Below are 20,767 nucleotides of genomic sequence, written 5' to 3'. Positions count from 1 at the left end.
GACTGTAATTTTATCCGCATCGCACCGTTAAAGCCGCCACCGCTTAAAAGATTAAGGCCAGGCTTGTAGTCGTAGTCAAATATGTACTGCGGATGTATCCAGAGTTTTCCACGATGCCACGTGTAAATAGCACCGAGATTACGATTGAAGCGCACAGGAGCCGGACGGCGTAGGAAGAAAAATCCGAATGCCAAATAAAAAAAGCCACAGGAAATCATCAAAATATCTACATATCTACGAGGATGTCTCTTTACTAATATCAGAAGAAATTCTTCGGGAGTTGTTTGAGCATTACACCCGTACCAATTTTTCTCTAAACATCCCTTTTCATAAGTTCTTTCCCAAGTGGGGTGTTCACCCCATAGATAACCATAACCAAAATTTCCAAGAAATTTCGTATACCGTTGCCAAGTAGTCAACTCAACGCTAGAACTATTATATTTTAAATCATCAAATGAACTTTCATAAAATAAAAAATATTGGATCGACGCAAGCCAAACACCAATAGCCACAAGTCCGAGAACCATCTTAAAACCAGCAAAGAAACGCTCAACGTCAACAATTCCTAATTTATTACCAGCCGCCCCTATATAGCCTTTATATGTTCCGCATCGCGCCATCAGAAACTCCTAATTCTTCCAGAGGACGCCGATAATTTTTTACCCGTCTCTGATCGAGTATATTCAACATGAAATGTATGTTTATGATAAGGACTACCACGCTGATCATCGCGCTTAATTCGGACGATAATTTCAGGCACACCGCCAATTCTGCTGACGCTAATATAATCTTTGTTGAAACCACTAATTTCTCCGTTTGACAAGCTGTATTGCACGTCAACGTATTCATTAAACAGCATCAATTTTATCGAAACATCACCCGGGTCATCTTCTTTAAATGCAGGACTTGAAACTGTAAAAATTCCATCTCCTTCTTCTTTATTCTCAATATCGATTCCCCAAAATAGGTCTTCAAATCTATGAGTTTCTTCGTTATAAAACCCCTCCAATCCGGAAAAATTACTTTTTGCCTCTTCAATCAAATCAGAGATCTCCGGCCTCTCATCATAATCCCAATAAGAATCAGAACTTCCCCAAAAAGATTTCCTAATAATATCTTCAACATTGGAATATGATAACAAAGTAATAGCAAAACCGGTTGCAATAATAAGTGCCGCACCAACTGCAACTGCAACATTAGCACCCGGAATAGCCAATAGAAGCGTGCCAGCAAGCATTGCGGAATTGCCAATAATCTCAGCCCGGTCCTCACGCTCTGCACCCCGCACAATCGCGCCGAAAGACATTAATGCCCCCAAGACCAGAGACACACGGGGAAGCCAGGTTGACACCATGCGGCCCACACCCCCGACCATTCCCATGCGCGGTGCGTAAGAAAGCTTGTTGGCGGCTTGCGGTAATGCTTTTTTATAAAGGGTGGATAAGGCGTCTCCGGCAATACGTTCTGTTGGCCCATATGCCGTAGACATTCTTGTGCCAAAAGTTAGCATGGAATCCGCTATGCCAACGGCTGTTGTTGCAAGCGCAAACTTGTTATCCGTCAAAACAGCCGAGATTTCGCCTTTTTTAAATAACTCAGGCGCTTCCTGCTCCGCCTTGGCCAGTTCAAACAAGGACCAAGCCCCCAACAGCATCCCAACACCGGCAGAAGCGCCATCAAAGGCAACAATACTCCGCTCTGCATTTAGCCCGCCAACCAGAGTAAATTTGCCATCTATTTCGGCTGCGGGCACGTCCACATCGGGCATACGCGGTCTTTGCGTATCCGTTGCGTTAACCTGTAAATTCCCAGATGAATCTATGCGCGCATTCAAATCCTGAAGTTCGGGATCACTAAATCCGCCTTGCAGGAACTTTACGGCATCGTCATAAGAAAGCCTTACCGTTTGAACCATCAAGGTTCCGTCAGATTTCCGACGGTAGGCATTCTGGAAAGCACGACGCCAAGGATCTTCGTGCATTGACCCTTCAGCCGCCAGTTCCAACGCAAAGGCTTCAATTACGCCATCAAACGCCAGCCGCGATCTACGCACCTTATCATATACACCGACCTTAAATCCGCCCCATGCCTTAAGAAAAGATTTCAGATAAACTCGAAGTTCAGATTTATCATCATCCTTTAAGTCGTCTTCCTTTAAGGCATCACGCAATGCCAAGTGGCCCCTCACCGTTGCGCCTAAACCCTTGACGCCGACTTGAAATAACATAGAGGCATATCCGGCAGCGTCCGGATCATTATCTTCCGCGAACCCCAACTCCATATGTTTGCCCAGAAAAAAATTCTGGCGATATGTTACATACTTTTGAATGGTATCAACCAGTTCGTCCGTTGTTTTTTCTATTTCTTTAATATCGGATACGAGACTATTATATTTTTTGTCCCAACCGTCAGCAAATGCAGGAGGATTCCCCACTAAAGAATCCCACATTCCGTCTCGTGGATCGACCTTGTCTTTTAGCACGTCACAATATCGGCCAATCGTCAGTGGATATTTATAAGCTGTGGAAAAATTACTCCGATGCTCGATCATACTCGCCAGACGATGGTGCATTTCGCGTATGTCACCTAACGGATCATGCAGCGCAACAACGACACCACATTCGTCCGAAATTTTCGGCGGTATGGATGGCGCAAACTTAACCTGGGAGAGGTTCAAACGCTTCAAAAGAAGCGGGTTTGCCATCAGCGGCGCGGGCTTATATTCCTCAACCAGTTCCTCAGCCTTGCCGATATAGGCCGCCCATTGATTTTGCCCCCGCAAATTAACAGGCTGCATAATCTGCTTACGAAAGCTCTCCTGATGGGCCTTTTGAAAAAACTTTGATGGCCAGCGATATTCGCTATAGGCCAGCCAGACTTTGCTGGAACTTTTTCTGACCTCTATGAACTTTTGCGCAGCGACAGTCTCATCATATTTCCAGTCTTCAGCGCCATAAGCATCAGACCATTTATATTTGTTAAAACTGAAATCCGCACGGTTATAGTTGTCAGTTCCACTCGGAACAAAATCGCTATTAACGTCCTGCCCCTTGGTCTCGAAACGATAGACGTGCCATACACCAGGACCGTTACGATCGGTAGCATCATCTGTTTCCTGCGGATTTTCGACATAAACATAAACAAACCCGCGCCGCAGCGTGCGGATGATATAAGAGCCCGGATTGCCAATCGAGATCGGTTCCTGCACGCTATCAAGGTCATAGGGCAGCAGCGAAAAACGCACAGGTAGGATAGGGATCATGCCGCGCTGGCAAGGAAAAAACGTTTCTTCTGAATCTGCGTTGGCAGAAAAATCGCCATATTCCATATCAAACGCTCGCCATGTTAACTGCCTGTTCCAGCAGGGCATCGGCCCGGTGGACATCGCTCATATTATCAAAATCGGGGATTGCATCGGTATCAAGTGCATCGGCAGATTTGCCGGCACGCTGCAAAACAAATTGTGCTTCCATGGTTTTTAGAACAGCCAGTTCCGATCGCATTGCCATGCTGCGCGCAAACTGGTACTGGCCGGTCAAAACATCACTGGCGGGGCTTTCGGCATATTTGGCGGTGAAAAACGCCTGAACACGGTCAAGAAAACCGTTCTTTTTATGCGCCGCCACAAAAGTGTTAAAGGTTTCAAAAAACGGTTCGCTGGCGGTGGCATCATGCCCGGTTTTGCCAACCACCCGCACCGACCGTTCCTTATGCGGCACAATCAGCGCATCGATCTGGCGGAAAAAACCATCGGGAAAGGGGCCGGTTGGATGTTCCTGCAAATAATGGGCAAACATGCGGTCCCAAAACCGCAAAAAGAACCACTTGCCATTTGCATCAGGAATTTTGGTAAATTTGCGCAAATGGCGCCAGATATCATCGAAACCACCTGCAGAGCGCACAAACATGGCAGCTTCGCGGTCCCAATATTGCCAGGGTTGATCGCCCTGCGACAAAAGATTGCAGGTGAAACGGTGATCCTCCAACAACTCAACCAGATACGGTGCGACATCCACCAGATTATCACCAGCCTCACCCGTGAAAAGGCAGCGATATTTCAACTCCGAAGATGCCAGCGTTTCGACCAGATTGGGCAGTTTGGAAGCATCAATAACCGCATAGGTTTTAAGGTCGCCTTGCCCGCCTTTTGCCAATGGCCCAAACAGAAAATCCTGCAAATCATCGGGCACCATCTTGCGCGGCCAGACACCAAACTGGTCATCAAGCGGTGTAATACCAACAATAAAATCAGCCCATATGGCGTCCGGATTGTCATGATGAAGGCTGCCGTCCACGGTACTTAGCGGCCCAATTTCGACCGGTCGGTAATCATGAACCCTGCGCGCCAGATCAATCGCAGCCTTATCCTTGGGATGGCGCATCATCCAGCGTGTTGCCGGCATGATATCCTCGCACCACAACAACCGCAGCGGCTGGTCGTTCAAGTACCTTTCAAGTGCTTCTTCAAAACCTGCACGTTCAGTCGTTAAAACCGCCACAAGCCCGTGGCACTGGTCGCCGGTTTCGCTGGAAAACTCAAAAGCAGTGTCATCATCAGGTACAGACGAACGATCATTATCTTCCGCCGAAACGGCCAAACCGGGGCCATCCTGCAGGACGGAATGACGCCGGACAAAATGGCATTGGGCCAGCCATGGTTCGGTCGCCGCAACGGTCGTATCGCTGATCAGATCAACTGACATAACTTATCAGGTTCCGTTTTTAATGTGTCACAACAGCCCAATGCAGCATCCAGCCAGTTGCCTTTACATCCCTGGCAAAGCACAATGCCGCATCATCACCATGCCCAAAACCATTGGGCAGAATCTTGAAAAATTCCGGCACTTGGGCATGAAATGGTTATTTCGATAACACCTTGTTACTAAAAAGATTTTTGCAAAATCGAAAACGACCGCGAAACGCTAACCGGGCGGATTTTCGCCAGTTCGGGCGAAATCCCGCCCAAAACCCGATGCCGGCGGCAAAACACCCGATATACAAAGTTGCCAACATGATATGCGCTGGTGCGCTGCATATTAATCATCCCACCTTGCTGCGGGCCTGTTGGACATCACGCAAAAGCGACTTGTCCCATTCGCCCAGTTTTGCCACGCCAAATTCATGCAGAATTTCGTCAAAAATCAGCCGTGCATGGCTTTTTAACCCGTGACCGGCCATTTCCTGTGCCAGGGCAAATTTCGCCAAGGCGGTTTCGCGCCCCGAGGTGCTTTTTGCCACCGCATCATCTGTATCGCGCAATACCTTTTCCAGTGATGGTTTGGTATTGGCTTCATCGCCGTCGCCCGTATCGCTTAAAACCGATTGCGAAGGAGTTTTATCACCCTTGTCTTTTTGCCCTTTTCCCGGCCCGGTTTGGGCTGCACTTTCCAGCCATTTGGCAATATCGGGCGACACATAGGGTTTGTTATTCGCGTATTGCAGCTTGTCCAGCCCCGGCAAGGACTGCACACGCTCAACCGACCGCTGGCAAATGGCATTGGCAACATTTTCACGGCCCAGCCGACGGGCCATTTTATCGGCCAGTTTCTGGCCTTCAAACCAGTCCGGGCTCATGAACAGGCGGTCTTCAAGTTTGGCAAGTTTCGCATCATCCGGGTCACTGGCTGCTGCCTGATGTTCATCCAGAATAAAAGCGGGCATAGCCTGCTGGCCGGTTACGCCATCCGTGTTTTCCGGTAAGGTTTTATGTTCCAGCCAGGCGGCATAACCACGCATCAGGTATGCTACCGGTGCGTCAGGGTCAAACTGTGTGATCCGATCGGCAACCGATCGAATATCCTTGCGCAAAACGGCACGATCCCGCGCATTAAGTTCACGCGGAATAAACTCGCCCGATGACGTATTGCCGTTTGGCTTTTCCGGTTGCGGTGCCGGTGGGGTTTTTGCGGCCGTCAACGCCTCGTTAAGGTCCGAAACATCAACCCCGTGCGGTGATGCCAGTTCAACAAGGGCCAGCGCCTTAACCCGGCTTTCTTCGGGTATGGCACGTTCTGCCTTGCACACATAGCCTATGGCACCGGCAAGGTTACCGACAATATCGCCCACCCAGACGTCGCGCAGTCGCCCCGCCCGTTTGGATTTTGGGTGCATTTCCTGCCACGCCTGGGCGAACATATAGGTTGCCAGTTGCAAGGACTTTGCCAGATCACCCGATGACGGCTGATGGGTCAATGCAAGTATGGCGGCGTGAAACCCTTTTAAATGGGCACATTGTTTTAAAACCACCGCTGCCTGTTCGGCAACGCTCGCCCAATCCAGTCCTTCGGCGTTCAACGTGCCGCGTTTCATCAGTTCGTTGTCGATCTGATCAAGGGCATCCTGAACGGTATCATCAATCTCGCCAAATTCCCGGTCAGGACCGGGAATACTGGCAAGAATATCGTCAATTGGAAACTTCATATCATTCAAACATAAAGGTTTTTTCGGGTTTATCGGCCATCACGCGCCAGCGTGCCAATTGCCCGTCTGCCTGCGCCACCACTGCCCGGGTGCCATCAGGACTAATTTCAACACCAATTAGCGGCGTATCGGTATGGAACGCCGTACGAATGTAACGTCCGGTGTCGAGGTTCCAGTATTCGACATTGCCTTCGGTGGTTGCCACCGCAATCAAACCAAGGGCATCGGAGACAGCAAAGCCCACAATGTTACCGCCCTGTTCAGGGCTGATCCTGGCAACCAGACTGTTACGCTCCATGCTCCAGACCCGGATCATGTCGTTGTTTTCGCGCGCCAGCAACAAGGTGCCATCCTTGGCGAAGCGCCCCTGCGTCATATGCGCGCCCGAGCCGACATAAAGGCGGCGGGATTCCATTGCATCAAAATCGATATAGTACGGCGAACCAAAGGTCTGGAATATCGCGGCATAGCGGTTGTTTGGGGCAACAACAAGGTTGTAAACCACGGTATCAAATTCCAGCGTATGAACGATCTCGCCTTTTTTACGATCATAAATCGTTACCGTGCCGTCCTTGGCCGACGACACAATCAGATCCCGCCCGCCGACACTCACGATATCAAGCACCGGCCCGGCATGGGCATAAAGTTTGGTGCTATCAACAGCGGGTTTCCATTCCTCAATCTCGCCGCGATTGGTGCCATAGATCACATCGTCATAGGCGCTGCCATCCATGATCTGGCGCGGTTGCGACACCTTGTTTTCCGTGAACTCAACCATTTCACCGGCGGCCAGATCCCATAATTCAACCCGACCCCCTTCAACCGCCATCGCCAGGTAGGGCGAATTTTCGATTGTGCCGACATCAAACACGTTGGTCAGGCCAAAGGTGCTGTTTTGCGGTCGTAACACCACTTGCTGGCTTAAATCCTTTGTATTCCATGACATCATAGTGCCACGCGGGCTTTCGCCAACAATACGTTCATGTTCTTCACCCGCCAGAACAACACCATTCAGACGCGGAGCAACCTGTTCCAGTTCGGTATCTGTACCTTCGGGGGTAAAGGTCACAGCCTTGCCATTGCGATAAACGGCATAGGGCATGTTTTCAGCGCCGACAAAACCAAACCCGGCAAACGGGCTTTCAACCGGCTGACCCAGTTTTTGAAAATCGAACTGTGCGGCAAGCCGGGTACGGTCGATATTTTCCAGTTTGTCGCGTTCGGCATCGCTCATGCCAAAACCCTTGGCGCGTAATTTGGCTTCTGCGTCGGCGCTAAGCGGGCCGGTATAGGTTTTACCCGCCTGAGGGATGGATGATCCCGGGCTGGCACAGCCCGAAAGCATCATCACCGTCGCAACAGCCGTTAATGTAGAAATACCGGTTCTGGTCATGAAGATAGTCCCCCATGGAGATTTCTGGGCAATGAGAAGCCGCTGAGCGGACTGTTGAAAAACGCATTCACACGGGCTTCCGGGCGAACACGAAATGTCGCAGTCTGGCCGTTGGCATTGGCAAAAGTAATGTCGACAGAATTGTTTCCGAGGTTCGATTTTTTGGCACTGTCATACAAATGCAGGAACGACCACGGACCATCGAACTGTTTGGCCATCGACCGCCCCGAACCCGAAAGAGCAGACATATCCACCCGTGAGGAAGCCGGACCATCGATAATATTGGGCCAGAAAACCGTAATCGGGCGGCTGGGGCCGTGGCTGCTCACCACAAGCTGTCCTTCAAAATTCAGAACTGCACGGCTGATATTGGCATTCATGCCTGCCGGGGCGACACTGAATTCAACTGACAGATCCCCTGTCTGATTAAAGAAGCTTTTGGTGATGTTCATGGCGGTGCGCAACTGGTTGGTAAAGTTGCGATCCACCGAGATCGACTGACCATCGATCACTTTGGGTTTTCCGCTGTTTTCATCCACAAATGTCAGTAGTTCCTGCTTGTAGAACGCATCGAGAATGCCACCGGGACGGAAAAATTCTTCAAAATCCTGCAAGGGCAAATCATTGCCGGATTTACGATTAAACGGATATTTCCCGGCAATCAGTCGCTGATAAGCCCCATAAACCTGATCATGCCATTTACGGCTTAAGGCAAGCGATGCCCCCTGCATGATCACACCCCAGGACTGGTTTGCAACCGACTGCAAATGTTTACCAAATGGTTCAGGCGTACGTTCTGCAACCCGTTCAAGCACAAAAATGGGGTCGTCTCCGGCCAGTTTGGCCCGTTCAATCGCCATTTCCAGCGATTTGGCATTGGGATCAGACGCATCGCGTACCGATTTCATATATTGATACACAGCCCCCAACGCATCTTCGATTTCATCCATATTGGATGGCCCACCATCCGGGCGTTCCACCAGCATTTCACGGATATCGGCAAACTCGCGTTTGATATCGCGCGCGGCAACACGGTTGGGGTCTTCGGGGGTATCAAAATCAACCTGGTCGGTAATATCTTCGCCGTCCCCGCCTTTGTCTTGCGGGTCTTCTTTTGGCTCGTACAACACAGTATTGTCCTGCACCAGTTCAGCCACACGACGAATGGGATTATTGCCATCGGCCAGGGTATGTAAAATTTCTGTTGCCTGGCTGATATCGCCGAACGGACGCACCTGCATGGAATTCAGGCTGTGATGCCACGCCCCCATATAGTCATTGACGTAACTTTCGCGTACGCGGCTGCGGATATCATCATAATCGGCTTCGCTGACATTGCTGGTTTCCAGTTTTCCCAACACCCACAAATCGTCACCGGCAACCTTGGCAACCTGTTCAAGCTGCGGCACGAACATGGCGTGATACTGCTTCTTGGTGAAAAAACGCGGGATTTCAAACGGACCCTGATCCGGATCGCTCACACTTTGCACACTGCAATCACGCGCAGCAGCAAGGCCGTTGCCTTCGGCATTTTCGGCTGCTGCCTCCTGCTGCAGGTCAACAGGTTCATACACCACATTAAACGGTGCCCCTGCCGCAATTGGCAATTCAAGCGGCTTTGCCAGTTTCTGGCTGGTCCGGGCGCGAATGGTTCTATAAACGCGACGGAAAGGTGTTTGCTGGCTTAAATCACGCTGGGCCTGTGCGACCAGGTTCTTATCAACCTCGTAGGCTTGCGGGTTCTGGTTCAGCATATAGGCAAGGTGGCTGGCCAGTTGCTGGCGTGCGGCATCGTCACGTTTCAGCCGCGTTTCCCAAAGCTGGTTGAAGTAACCATCAACGATCTGGTTATCGCGGCCCTCAAGTTCGGACATCATGCGATAAATGCGTAAATAATCGAGTTCCTTGTCACCCCCTTTGGGGCACACAGACCGCAGGTTACGCGCCAGCCCGGCCACCAGTGCAGGGGCAAATTCGCGGTGCAGTTCCAGGTTATAGGCACGATCCACGATCGGGCCAATATCGCGACCCTGATACAAGGTCATCTGGGCCTGCACCGCCCCGACATCACGGTAATCGCCAAATTCATCAATGGCAGCACGCAATTCGTTTAAGGGCTGCAAATATTGCTTACCGGTCGGGTCCAGGCTGGCTTGCGTATTGACCTTGCTAAACGCCTGGGTTTTTGCCAGCACATCCTCGGCCCGTTCCAGGTTAACCTGGTAGCGGTCGTTCCAGTAAAACGCCCCGACCAGACAGGCCGCAGCCCCGACCCCAAACGACATCAGAATGCGACGACGATAGCGTTCTTCAACGCGCACATTGTTGCCCGCAAGGCCCGCTTCGGGGAAAACAACCTTTTTCAAAAACGCGGTTACAAAATAGGGATAGGACGTGTTTTGACTGGTCCCATAAAGCGGGGCAGGCAAGGCATAGCGCTGCCCAACGGCTTCAAGAAACACGTTTCGCGGTGCGTTTTCCTGACGGTTACTAAAGAAATACAGGCCGCGCACCAAAGGCGGTGTCGTAAATTTATCTGGCGAAAGTGCGCCTTCAAGAAAAGACCGTAATGGTGCTTCAAGCCCCAAAAAGGTGCGATAAAACGAAAATGCTTCCTGGCGGCTATGCGCGGATTTAAGTTCAAGAACCCGCTTTTTCAGGCGCAAATGCAGACGGTCCAGATATTCGCTATATTGCTTGTCAAACTGGTCCAGCCAGTCCGGGGTATGGCGCCCTTCATACAGGAAGTGAAACCCGTACAGCATTTCGCGGTCAGCCGCACTTAACGTGGCGAAATAATCGCTAAATCCGGCAACCTGATCAAGTTTGGTAAAGGCCAGATGAATGGTCATACGCGTGCCAAGACGGTCGACCATATCGTTAATGACGCGCCGCGTTTCTAGGGCATAGTTTTCGCGTTGGTTAAATGACATGCCCATAAATTCGGACAGGTCAATCGCCAGAATGATGCCATTTACCGGGCGGCGTGGGCGAATGCGCTGCAAATTGCTGTAAAAGGCATCCCACAGGGCATTTTCGACCGAAGACCGACGCTGATGCGGACGGAAATACATCCCGTTCATATCAAGCAAAACGGCCTCGTTCCCCGCGACACGCCAGGTAAAGAAACTATTGGCCTGACGAGAGGGCAACTGGCGCAGTTCCATATCGATTTCATGATCAATCGGAAACCGCAGATCGCCATTTTCGATCAGGCTGGTTTTACCGCTGCCAGGCTGGCCCAACACCAGATACCAAGGCAGGCTATACACACCGCGCCCCTCGCCCGACCAGCGATTGCGAATAACCGACATTGCCCGGTCAAACATCTGGGCCATGGCCGCCTTTTCCATTTCCTCTTCCGAGGGCTGGCGCGCACTGGCATTACGGCGAGACAACCACCAGCGAATGGCCGCACGGACCGCCATAAACAGAAACAGGCAAATCGACAGGATAAGCAACCCGACCGCCACAACGAACCGGATACCTTCATCCTTAAAAGGATAAACGCCGTGCGTTCCAATGCGTTCGCCGAAAAAGAAGATGACCGGCGCCATAATAAGGCTGAAGACTGCGATCAGCACCATTGGCTTGAGCAGTTTTTTTAGAATTGTGAATAATCGCCTAATCATTTTTCTGACCTGCCTACCTGCTATCCATTTTCCATGCGCAGTGCCGCCCCATCATTGGAAGCGCGCCACGCAATGCGTCAGCATCAAAAAACAGCGACCGCTGTTCCTGCCCGGCATCCACCGACACCTGTATTCTGCTGCCGTCCGATATCGTTTTTAAAAGCCGAATGCTTTCCAGCCCGCGCGGCGTTTCAAGGATGTGTCCCTGGCCATTTACCCGCAAAACCGTGCCGGTGGCATTTTCCTGCGCGATGCTGCCGCCATACAAAAATCGCGCATCAGCCGTTCGCCCGGAAAAGGCGTCTTTCCACATCAGACGCAGGCGCGTGATATTGTTTTCACAGCTTACCAGCATCGCGCCCTGTTCACCGGCATCAGCCAGCGATGACAAAGCCAGATACAAATCTGCCTTACGGCGCAACGCATCAAACGCGGCACGATCACGGGGCGGATTAATACGGTCCAGCAAACTGCCATCCTTGCCGCCGGTTATTTTCGCGCCGCTTTTATGATCCAGCAGGGTCACAGCAACACCTTGTGGCGTAACATCGGCTGATCGTAAAAAACCGTTTACATACGAAACGGCAACCGGTGTTTTTTCATCCTCTTCCACCACCGGACGGGACACAGTAATGCCTTCGTCCCCGGTATTGGGACGACCCAGCAGGCTGTCATAACAGCCTAACCGATCCAGCCGGTTCGCCTTGGCAAAACAGGCCCCAAGGGCCGTATCATCAATTACAGTTTGCGCCTGCGCATCAACGCTGATGCCACCACACACCATCATTAACGCCATCACGCTTACAGTCCGTATTTTTTGCATTTATCAGCCAGTGTTCTTTTGGGAACACCCAGCATTTGCGCCGCCGTGGCACGGTTGCCATCGGTTTGCGCCAACGCGCGGGTGATCAGGTCCTGTTCAAACAGTGCAATTGCTTCGGGTAACGGCAAAATTCCGGTCGAAGATGCATTTTCCGGTACAGCATCGGCATCCACCGCCTGAAAATGTGCCACCGTCAACATCGCCCCGTCTTCGGCATTGCTGGCAGCCAGGCGTGTCAGCCCTTCCAGTTCCCGACGATCGCCGGTAAACGGGCGCTGTGCCAAAAAGGCAAACGCCGCAGGATGCAATTTAAGATGACGTTTTTCCTCGCGTTCGATACCGGCCAGAACGGCATGAACAATATCGCCAATGTCTTCGCGGCATTCGCTAAGCGAAGGCACCGCCAATGTCGTTTCACGCAACCGGTAATAAAGGCCCGGAAGGAACGTATTGTCCTGTGCGCGTGTCGCCAGGTCGGAGCGGGCCGAAACAATAATCCGGGCCGAAAGCGGCATGTCGCGCTCGCTGCCCAACGGGCGATATTGCCGGGTTTCAAGCAGGCGCAACAACATTTCCTGACAGGGACCACAAAGCCGGTCAATGCCATCAAGATACAAAACGCCATTGCCCGCCTTGCGCAGCAATCCCTTGCGCGCACTGGCCACTCCTTTGATTGCACCACGTTTATGGCCAAACAATTCGGGGGCAAAAATATCGGCCGACAAGGTCGCGCAATTAACATAAACAAACGGCGCACCTGCCTGCACGGAATGTTCATGCAGGGCCCGGGCAACCTTTTCCTTGCCCACACCGTCATCGCCCAAAATCATGACGGGGCCGGTTTTACCGGCAAGATGGGCCACCTTTTCCCGCAGAATTTGCATCGAGCGGGACCGGCCAATCAACCGTTTGGATAAACGCCCCGTTACCCGGCGACGCAACGACACGCGGTCACCTTCGGCACGGGCCAGCGATTTTTCCAGGGCGGCTTTTTCGGTTTCCTGCCCAGCCACAAATTGCCGGGTTTCAATAGAGGATGAAACCGCACGTAAAATCTGGCGGGTAACGCTGCGGTTCAACCACGGTGCAATGGCACCGTCGGACAAAACGACGGCAACACCCAAAAAGTCCTCGTTGGCGCGTGCCAGGGGCAATACCACCATATGCGACGGTAACGACAAACCATCGGTCGCAGCCGTAACGGGCGATATATCATAGCCCGCCATCCCGTTATCCAGACACAGGGTTTTACCTGTAAAGGCAACCTGGGTTAACGGGCAGACAGGCGACCCGCCACTGCCTTGCAAAGGATGCACCAGCGATTTGGGTGCCCATGTCGAAAAACCATGAGCATACCCGCCCGACAGCACAAAATTACGTCCCGTCGCATCGAGCAGATAAATCAGCGCAATCCGTCCACCGGTCATATTCGCGACCAGCTCACCGCTTTGGACCAGTACCCCGTCCAGCCGTGTCTGGTTCACCAGATTGCACAGCGAAACAAAATGATCCCGAATATTGAACTGATCGATCATGTTCATCCTGCCCTGGCCTCTTTTTCAGGCAACACGGCATCATCAGCCTGTTCCGTGGCGGCCGTTTCCAGTTCAGGCAGAAATGTCATGACAAAGCCGCCATCTGCCGCATCAAGTTCCAGCGCATCAAGGCTGGCATGAAGCGAAATACGTTGCAGGGCTTCCTCGGCAATGCTGGGTAAAATCCAGCGATCAATCACCTGTTCAACCATACGGGCACCATTATCTGCGTGCGAACAAAGATCCTCGATCAGGGCCAGAACATTATCGTTCCAGCTCAGTTCCAGTCCTCGTACTTTTTGCAGGCGATGTGCCAGGGCATTCAGTTTCAAATCAATGATCTGACGAATGCTTTCGCTTGAAAGCGGTTTGAAGCACAAAATACGCATCCGGGCGAGCAAGGCCGGTTTGAAATGTTCCTGCAAATGCGGGCGCAGGGCCTTTTCCAACGCTTCCATCGAGGCATCCTCGACCGTTTCGCGGTTCTGCATCAGGGCGTCGGAGCCAAGGTTTGATGTCATGAAAAACACGACATTGCGGCAATCAATTTCACGGCCTTCACCGTCATTGATGACGCCCTTGTCAAAGCCCTGATAGAAAATGTTCATCACATCGGGATGGGCTTTTTCAACCTCATCAAGCAGCACCACCGAATAGGGCATTTTGCGAATGGCCTCGGTCAGGATACCGCCCTCGCCATAGCCAACATAACCGGGGGGCGACCCAATCAGCCGCGAAACCGTGTGTTTTTCCTGATATTCGGACATGTTGATAACGCTTAAAAACTGGCGCCCGCCGAAAAGGTGAAGGGCAACCTGTTCGGCTGTTTCGGTTTTACCCACACCCGATGGGCCAACCAGCAAAAATACGCCGCGCGGTGCCGTATCACGCACCAGATCAAGCCGGGCAGCTTTCATGCGGTCATGAATAACGTCAATCGCAAGATCCTGCCCTTTGATCACACCGCGCAGGGCGTCGCCCAAACCAAGGATACGGTCGGCATCGTCATCTGACATGGCGGATGCAGGAACACCCGTCCAGTCCGAAATCACATCGGCAATAACGGCTTCGCCAACCTCAAATTCAACCAAAGCAGTTTCATTGCGTCGTGCATCACGCAATTCAGCCAGCAGGGTCACAATCTCGGCACGCAACACATCGGGGTCATGTTGTGCTACTTCTGCGACACTCGTTTCTGCGGCGTCATCATCCTGCACGGGATCAACAATCGTGTCATCATTGGCGGCATTATGGCCATCGCTAATCAGGGTGCGCAGCTCGATCACGCGATCGACCTTTTGCTTTTCCATCTGCCAGCGATGTTGCAATTTTTCGGCCTGGGCCTTTAAGCGGGCAATGGTTTCCTCGATCTGGTCGCTGCCGGCAAGCGCACCGATTGCAGCCATGCGGCTGTCACGATCCCGATCTGATAATTCACGTTCCAGCATCATGATGCGTTTGTTTAACCAGTCCAGTTCGCGCGGCTGGGCCGATTGCCCGGCAGCCACACGAACAGCGGCAGTATCAAGCACATCAAACGCCTTGTCGGGCAATTGCCGACCGGTCAGATAGCGCACCGACAGGGAAGCCGCAGCATGCAGGGCAACATCGGAAATATATACATTGTGCTGTTTTTCATATTGCGGGCGCAGACCGCGCAAAATCGTCACACATTGATCAATGGTGGGTTCCGCCAGCTTGATCAGTTGAAAGCGCCGGGTTAAGGCAGCATCTTTTTCAAAGTATTTTTTGTATTCCGACCAGGTGGTTGCCGCAATAGCGCGAATTTGTCCGCGTGCCAGTGCAGGTTTCAGCAGGTTGGCTGCATCCGAACTGCCCGCTGCCGCACCCCCGCCAATCAGGGTATGGGCTTCATCAATAAACAGAACAATTTTTTCAGGCGCGCTGATCACTTCATCCAGCACTGCTTTCAGTCGCCGTTCAAATTCACCTTTAACCGATGCACCGGCCTGTAACGCGCCAAGGTCAAGTTCCCATAATGCAGCCCCTTGCAAGGCAGCAGGGACATCACTTTCGATAATTTTCAGGGCCAACCCTTCGGCCAGGGCCGTTTTACCAACACCGGGATCCCCCACCAGAATGGGGTTGTTTTTGCGCCGACGCGACAAAATATCGGTCATTTGGGCAATTTCGGTATCACGGCAAAAAACGGGGTCAATTTCGCCGTTTTTTGCCTGTTCCGTCATGTTGCGACCAAACTTTGCCAGCGCGCTTTCGCTTTGGATGGCGGCCGCCCCGGCACCGTTATTGCGGGCGTCGTTCGCGGGGTTATCGGGGTCGCCATTGCCTTCCATGCTGCCTTTTACCAGGTCGTAAAACCCGGCCAGAATGGCGCGGCTATCCAGCGCTTCAAATTCGGAAAATGCATAAAAATGGCAATACCGATCCGGGTTTTGCGCGATAGCGGCAAAAATGGTCCCGGTCCGAATTGTTTCTTCTTCCAGCTCGCCACTGCCCAGCATCAAGGCGTCTTGTAACAATTCAAGCAACAAGGTGGCAAATTCGGGCAGGTCCTGTGCGCCCCGGCGTGCATGATCCAGCGATTTGCGCAGTTTGGCTTCCAGCCGTTCAGGCTGAATGCGCAACACCGACAAAAGTTTGCCAATGTCGCCGCCGGGCTGTTCCATCATCGCCAACAATAAATGGCTGACGGTGACTTCAAACTGATTTTGTTCAATCGCCATTTCGCTGGCCCGTTTCAGGGCCTCACGGCTGTAATTATTCAGTTTTGCAAGAATACGTTCTTTGGAAACCTTTAACATCAGGGCCTCCCTGCCATGTTGTTACCACCGAGGGAGGCCTCGATCTCTGCCCCGATCCGGTCAATCTGAGCGGATAAATTATGATTAAAGACAATGTTGACGCCCGCCAGAATGACGACACAAACCAGCACTACGCCCCACACCGGGAAACGCCATCCCATGCGTTCCTTGCTGTCGTAAATATTGGGTTCCGGATTCACCAGTTTGTCGGGCGCTTCGCCACGATGCTTTTCAAGAATGCCATGAACGGCCAGCAACAGTTGTTCCAGCTTGGCTTGCCCGTTGTGCATCACGTGGTATTTGCCTTCAAACCCCAACGCCAGGCAGTAATAAAGCAGCTCCAGCAAATCAAGAAAGCGGTGCGCTTCGTCCATTACCCGGTCAAGGATGGCAAAAACCTTTTCCCCGCCCCAGGTTTCATTATGGAAAATTGACAACATCGGCCGTTCCGGCCACAGGCTTTCGGCCCCCCAAACCTGCGACAGCACCGCTTCATCCAGGGTTGCGCATAAAATGTAACGGGCTGCCAAAACGGTTGCCTCGTCATATTCCATCTTTTCCAGTTCCTGCTGGAAAACCGGAATTTCATTAACCAGGCGGCTATGCAGACTTTCGATATCGTCAAAATCGTGCAGGTTACGAATACGCACGCTAAGGCCCAGCAACGGCACCGCCGCTTCCAGCAAACGGTTTTTACCCTTGGCCGACAGTTGAAAATCCATCGTTTCGCGCGACGACATCAGTGAATCGATCATGTCATCGGACTTGTTGCCATAGGGTCTTGCTGCGGCCCCACCGCCGGCATTGGCAGGCAAAGCCGCCGAACGCCTTGAATCATATGGTGATACGGCAATATCGGTCATTTGCATTATCCCATGATTGCCCAGAATTGCAGTTCAAGTTCCGGGAACTCCCCGGCGATGTGAAATGCAAATCCGTCGGAATTTTCCAGATGTCCCCAGCGCGGCGAAGACCGTTCGAGCGCAAAATAGGAATATCCGGCATGATAAGGCAGCTGACGCGGGGCAACCGGCATCAAACGCAGCGGAATGCCCGGCAGCTGCTTGTGAACAAGTTCGCGAATTTTTTCGATCGAACTGATTTTGGATTGCGCGACAAAATCGCGGTGCAGGCGTTCCTGCGGCACATTGGCCTTCACCGCCAACACAAATTCCGCCGTGCGGATCAGTTCACGTTCATGAACCGGTGCCACCACATAACCATGCAATTTATGTTCATGCGGGATCGGAATGGCATTTGCCACCAGTGTTGCCGTGACCAGCTGGCGCAAATGTTGCGTTACAGTCGGCCAGCATTGATGGGGCAAGGCGTGGTCATATACCGGCAGGTCCGGGCAAATTTTGCTTTCGTTAAGGAAAGTCGACAATTCACCAATGATTTGCAGCAAAAGTTCATAAACCGGGCGCGGATGCACCATCGACATGCGCACGTAATGGCGCAACAAGGGTGACATCGAATTTAACCCGCGCAGCAACAAAAAGTCGGCTACCTCGGCAACGCCGTTTTGATCAGGTTTGCCAATGCGCCCGGCAATGGTGGCTGCACGTTGCTCAACCCCGTCGGCCAGTTCACCTAAAAACCGACGCAGTGAAGGGGCCGCCGAGATTGACAGCATGGTGGGATAAAATCCCTTGTCGATCACAATGGCCCCTTCGCCGGTTTTATCGACGATGCGGGCAACCGCCAGCTTCGAATATGCCGACAGGTCTTGCGACCCGAGCAGCAACACCGGGCAGGCACGGGCGATATCGATGGCGGCAAGTTCGCCTGCCTGCACGGTATTATCGCGCACGGCAATTTCATCGGTCACATAACGTGCACCAACCCCGGTGGTCGACTTGCGGTTCTTGTCTACCTCAATGCCGCCATCAATCATTAATGGCACACACAGATAGATAATTTCGTTGGCCGTCAAACCTTCGGAAATATCAAGAACCGGCGGCGACACGTCATTCCCGGGAATATCAAACACCGTACCATCGGGCATGATGCCACTGGCATTCACCACGGCCACCTTGCCAAGGGACAAAAGTTCCTCGTTCAGGATCAACTGATGAAAGCCAAAATTGTGGGCCTCACTGCCTGACGCGTAACGTTGCGCCAGGTTTTCCAGATAGCGGGTCTGCTGCTGGAAATGATGGGGTTTGACAAACAGGCCGTCAGACCATGCCACTTTATTATTCGAAGCCATAAACGCGGTTACCCTTCCTGCTTGACCAGACGAACTTCTTCATCAAGCAACAACAACAAAAACTGATCATTGTCGCCAAGGTCGCGTACGCTGACCGAAGTTCGCCACACGGCACTTTCCAGATCGAGATATTCGGCAATCACAGCAATCTTTTTGGTCCCTTCGGGAACCTCATAGGGGCCAAGCACCTGATAGCTGTCAGGCTTGATCATGGTTTCCCCCAGATCGGCCTTCAGGGTCGATCCCAGGGTTTTTTCCATTGAGTCCGTCAGCGAGAAATAGTCATAGCTAAACACCCGATGATCACTGCTTAACGCCAGCACCCGCACCACAACCGGCGAGGGTTCACCTTCAAAGTTTTTGTTCACATCGGCTGCTGCATAGGCCTGCAACGAAACCTTGGTTGGTTGTACCTCCGCAGCGCCTACCTGAATGTCAGGGTCGGAAATGACGTCATAAATCTTTTCTGACGTTTCACATGCAGCCAGCGACAATCCCATCACGGCCACCAGAAAAAAGCCCGCCAAACGCTTCATTGTTCGATATCCCTTTCGTTTTCTTCACCCAGATCGCGCTGCATCTGTTCGTGGCGGCGCGTCGCACGGTATTCGTTGCCAAAAACTTCCCAAAACAGCATCTGCAACCCCTGCTGACGCTGGGACCGCAATTCCGAAAAATAAGCCCGGTACATTCGCCAGCACCACGCGTCATAGGCTTCCTGGCTTTCAGGCACACCGGCGGCGTCATAGGCCTTGAACCGGCGTTCAAGCGCGCGGGGCAACAACGCTGCCAAAACAGCATCAAGGGCACGGTCAATGGATTTTTCCGTTGCCGCCTGATGGGAATTCAAATGATCAAGTGATTCCTGCATTGCGGCGGGGGCTGAAAGGTGAACCGGCCCGCGCTTGGAAAAAAACGCATGCAATGCTTCGTCGGTGTCACTGCTAAAACGGATCGGGTTATCTTCCAGCGCGTGCAAATGCATGGTTGCAAGCGGGAAATTGGCCGACCGTTCCGACGTGCTTTTGTAAATCTGGTTCAAACCTTCAAGAGCCGCACGAAGGGACGCACCAATATCGCTTAGGACCCGGGCGGCTTGCTCCGTGCTCATTTCGCCCAGATGAATGCCAAGGCTTTTGGCCAGGGGGCGCAGTGCCACATGGTCAACCGCATGGGGCAAATCCACCGAAACGGCGTCAATCGGGCTTTCGCTGGCGCGCGATGATCGTGCTGATGTGGTGTTGTCAGACTGAACCGGTTCTTCAAAACCATAACGGTCGCGCCGGATGCGGGTATTAGGCATCGAGGCAAAATGCATATTGGCATCATCCTGCTGGCTGTTGGTAACCCGTGGCTCGGCACCGCGATGAAGATTAACATCGTCCTGAAGCAGGATTTCATCGTCGGTCTGGCGGGCGCGCTGGGCATCGCTAAACGCCGATAACGGGTCTGTTTGCTGGCGGGAAACCCGGCGTTCATCAAGAACATCAAGCGGGTCATCACGGGTTTCGCGGGCCGGGGCTTCGTCTACCGGCCGGGCTTCAACATAAACACTATCGCGCACCAGACGGTCACGCTTGCCATGATCGGCCCCAACCATGGAATGAACACTTACCGGGCGGGCGTCTAGATATTCCGTTTGTCCGGTGCTAACAGTGCATTTCAGATTTTCGATCTGCACTTCATCCTTGTCAGATAAAATCACCGGCCGCCCGGTGGGGATCGGTGCTTTGGCCCGGTTAACCCGGATATTGGCATTCGACACCCGTTCAATGGTAAAATGCCCGTCCGATACCATAATGCGCGCCGCCGTTTCCGGAATGGCCCCTTCGCTATCCTGTATCCGCCAGGTAGCATCGGATGCCGACCCAATCAGGCCGCCGCGCTGTGAAAACACAAAACTGACGGGAAATGCGGGTACCGCGTCATGCACATTTTCGATTTGAAACTTTGCTTTCATCGTTTGTCC

Annotated in this window: 13 protein-coding genes; all 13 read right to left on the bottom strand. The window is 52.3% G+C overall.

The annotated features are described in order from the left end of the window. On the bottom strand, positions 1-620 hold a 620-nt coding region (locus THS27_RS12605), incomplete at its 3' end, for a hypothetical protein (RefSeq protein ID WP_139835571.1). Further along, the gene (locus THS27_RS12600; RefSeq protein WP_085591365.1) at positions 620-3,328 is read right to left on the bottom strand and encodes a toxin VasX; all 2,709 of its coding nucleotides are present in this window, start codon (positions 3,326-3,328) and stop codon (positions 620-622) included. The genes THS27_RS12605 and THS27_RS12600, both read right to left, overlap by 1 nt. 1 nt (position 3,329) lies before the next feature. After that, the gene (locus THS27_RS12595) at positions 3,330-4,703 is read right to left on the bottom strand and encodes a DUF4123 domain-containing protein (protein WP_085591363.1); all 1,374 of its coding nucleotides are present in this window, start codon (positions 4,701-4,703) and stop codon (positions 3,330-3,332) included. 337 nt (positions 4,704-5,040) lie between these two features. Next, a complete protein-coding gene (locus THS27_RS12590; protein WP_085591361.1) occupies positions 5,041-6,420 on the bottom strand; it encodes a type VI secretion system domain-containing protein in 1,380 nt (459 codons plus the stop codon). 1 nt (position 6,421) lies between these two features. Then, positions 6,422-7,813: a WD40 repeat domain-containing protein gene (locus THS27_RS12585; protein ID WP_085591359.1), complete on the bottom strand. Its 1,392-nt coding sequence runs from the start codon at positions 7,811-7,813 to the stop codon at positions 6,422-6,424. Beyond that, a complete protein-coding gene (gene tssM, locus THS27_RS12580; protein ID WP_085591357.1) occupies positions 7,810-11,445 on the bottom strand; it encodes a type VI secretion system membrane subunit TssM in 3,636 nt (1,211 codons plus the stop codon). The genes THS27_RS12585 and tssM overlap by 4 nt, the downstream gene beginning before the upstream one ends. Positions 11,446-11,458: 13 nt before the next feature. Beyond that, positions 11,459-12,268 carry a type VI secretion system-associated protein TagO gene (locus THS27_RS12575; protein ID WP_085591355.1) on the bottom strand — a complete coding sequence of 270 codons (810 nt, stop codon included), beginning with the start codon at positions 12,266-12,268 and terminating at the stop codon, positions 11,459-11,461. Further along, on the bottom strand, positions 12,247-13,803 hold the full coding sequence (locus tag THS27_RS12570) for a sigma-54 dependent transcriptional regulator (protein WP_168184885.1): 1,557 nt from the start codon (positions 13,801-13,803) through the stop codon (positions 12,247-12,249). Before THS27_RS12570 ends, THS27_RS12575 begins: the two co-directional genes overlap by 22 nt. Before the next feature lie 2 nt (positions 13,804-13,805). After that, positions 13,806-16,586, bottom strand: coding sequence for a type VI secretion system ATPase TssH (tssH, locus tag THS27_RS12565; protein ID WP_085591352.1), 2,781 nt, complete (start codon positions 16,584-16,586; stop codon positions 13,806-13,808). Beyond that, entirely contained in the window at positions 16,586-17,449 is an 864-nt protein-coding gene (gene icmH, locus THS27_RS12560) for a type IVB secretion system protein IcmH/DotU (RefSeq protein ID WP_168184884.1), read from the bottom strand. Before icmH ends, tssH begins: the two co-directional genes overlap by 1 nt. 5 nt (positions 17,450-17,454) lie before the next feature. Then, complete coding sequence (tssK, locus tag THS27_RS12555) at positions 17,455-18,798, bottom strand: type VI secretion system baseplate subunit TssK (RefSeq protein WP_085591349.1); 1,344 nt, start codon at positions 18,796-18,798, stop codon at positions 17,455-17,457. Positions 18,799-18,806: 8 nt separating this feature from the next. Beyond that, a complete protein-coding gene (tssJ, locus tag THS27_RS12550) occupies positions 18,807-19,334 on the bottom strand; it encodes a type VI secretion system lipoprotein TssJ (protein WP_085591347.1) in 528 nt (175 codons plus the stop codon). Beyond that, positions 19,331-20,758, bottom strand: a complete 1,428-nt coding sequence (gene tagH / locus THS27_RS12545; protein WP_085591346.1) for a type VI secretion system-associated FHA domain protein TagH — start codon at positions 20,756-20,758, stop codon at positions 19,331-19,333. The genes tssJ and tagH overlap by 4 nt, the downstream gene beginning before the upstream one ends. Positions 20,759-20,767: the final 9 nt, after the last annotated feature.

The sequence above is a fragment of the Thalassospira sp. MCCC 1A01428 genome (assembly GCF_002115825.1).
GTDB lineage: Bacteria > Pseudomonadota > Alphaproteobacteria > Rhodospirillales > Thalassospiraceae > Thalassospira.
Note: the sequence above shows the minus strand (reverse complement) of the source record. Positions and strands in the feature narration are given on the sequence as shown.

Coding starts and splice junctions, on each gene's coding strand:
- THS27_RS12585 (WP_085591359.1), bottom strand. CDS start 7,813: ATGACCAGAACCGGTATTTCTACATTAACGGCTGTTGCGACGGTGATG.
- THS27_RS12600 (WP_085591365.1), bottom strand. CDS start 3,328: ATGGAATATGGCGATTTTTCTGCCAACGCAGATTCAGAAGAAACGTTT.
- THS27_RS12595 (WP_085591363.1), bottom strand. CDS start 4,703: ATGTCAGTTGATCTGATCAGCGATACGACCGTTGCGGCGACCGAACCA.
- THS27_RS12570 (WP_168184885.1), bottom strand. CDS start 13,803: ATGATCGATCAGTTCAATATTCGGGATCATTTTGTTTCGCTGTGCAAT.
- tssH (WP_085591352.1), bottom strand. CDS start 16,586: ATGTTAAAGGTTTCCAAAGAACGTATTCTTGCAAAACTGAATAATTAC.
- icmH (WP_168184884.1), bottom strand. CDS start 17,449: ATGACCGATATTGCCGTATCACCATATGATTCAAGGCGTTCGGCGGCT.
- THS27_RS12575 (WP_085591355.1), bottom strand. CDS start 12,268: ATGCAAAAAATACGGACTGTAAGCGTGATGGCGTTAATGATGGTGTGT.
- tagH (WP_085591346.1), bottom strand. CDS start 20,758: ATGAAAGCAAAGTTTCAAATCGAAAATGTGCATGACGCGGTACCCGCA.
- tssM (WP_085591357.1), bottom strand. CDS start 11,445: ATGATTAGGCGATTATTCACAATTCTAAAAAAACTGCTCAAGCCAATG.
- THS27_RS12590 (WP_085591361.1), bottom strand. CDS start 6,420: ATGAAGTTTCCAATTGACGATATTCTTGCCAGTATTCCCGGTCCTGAC.
- tssJ (WP_085591347.1), bottom strand. CDS start 19,334: ATGAAGCGTTTGGCGGGCTTTTTTCTGGTGGCCGTGATGGGATTGTCG.
- tssK (WP_085591349.1), bottom strand. CDS start 18,798: ATGGCTTCGAATAATAAAGTGGCATGGTCTGACGGCCTGTTTGTCAAA.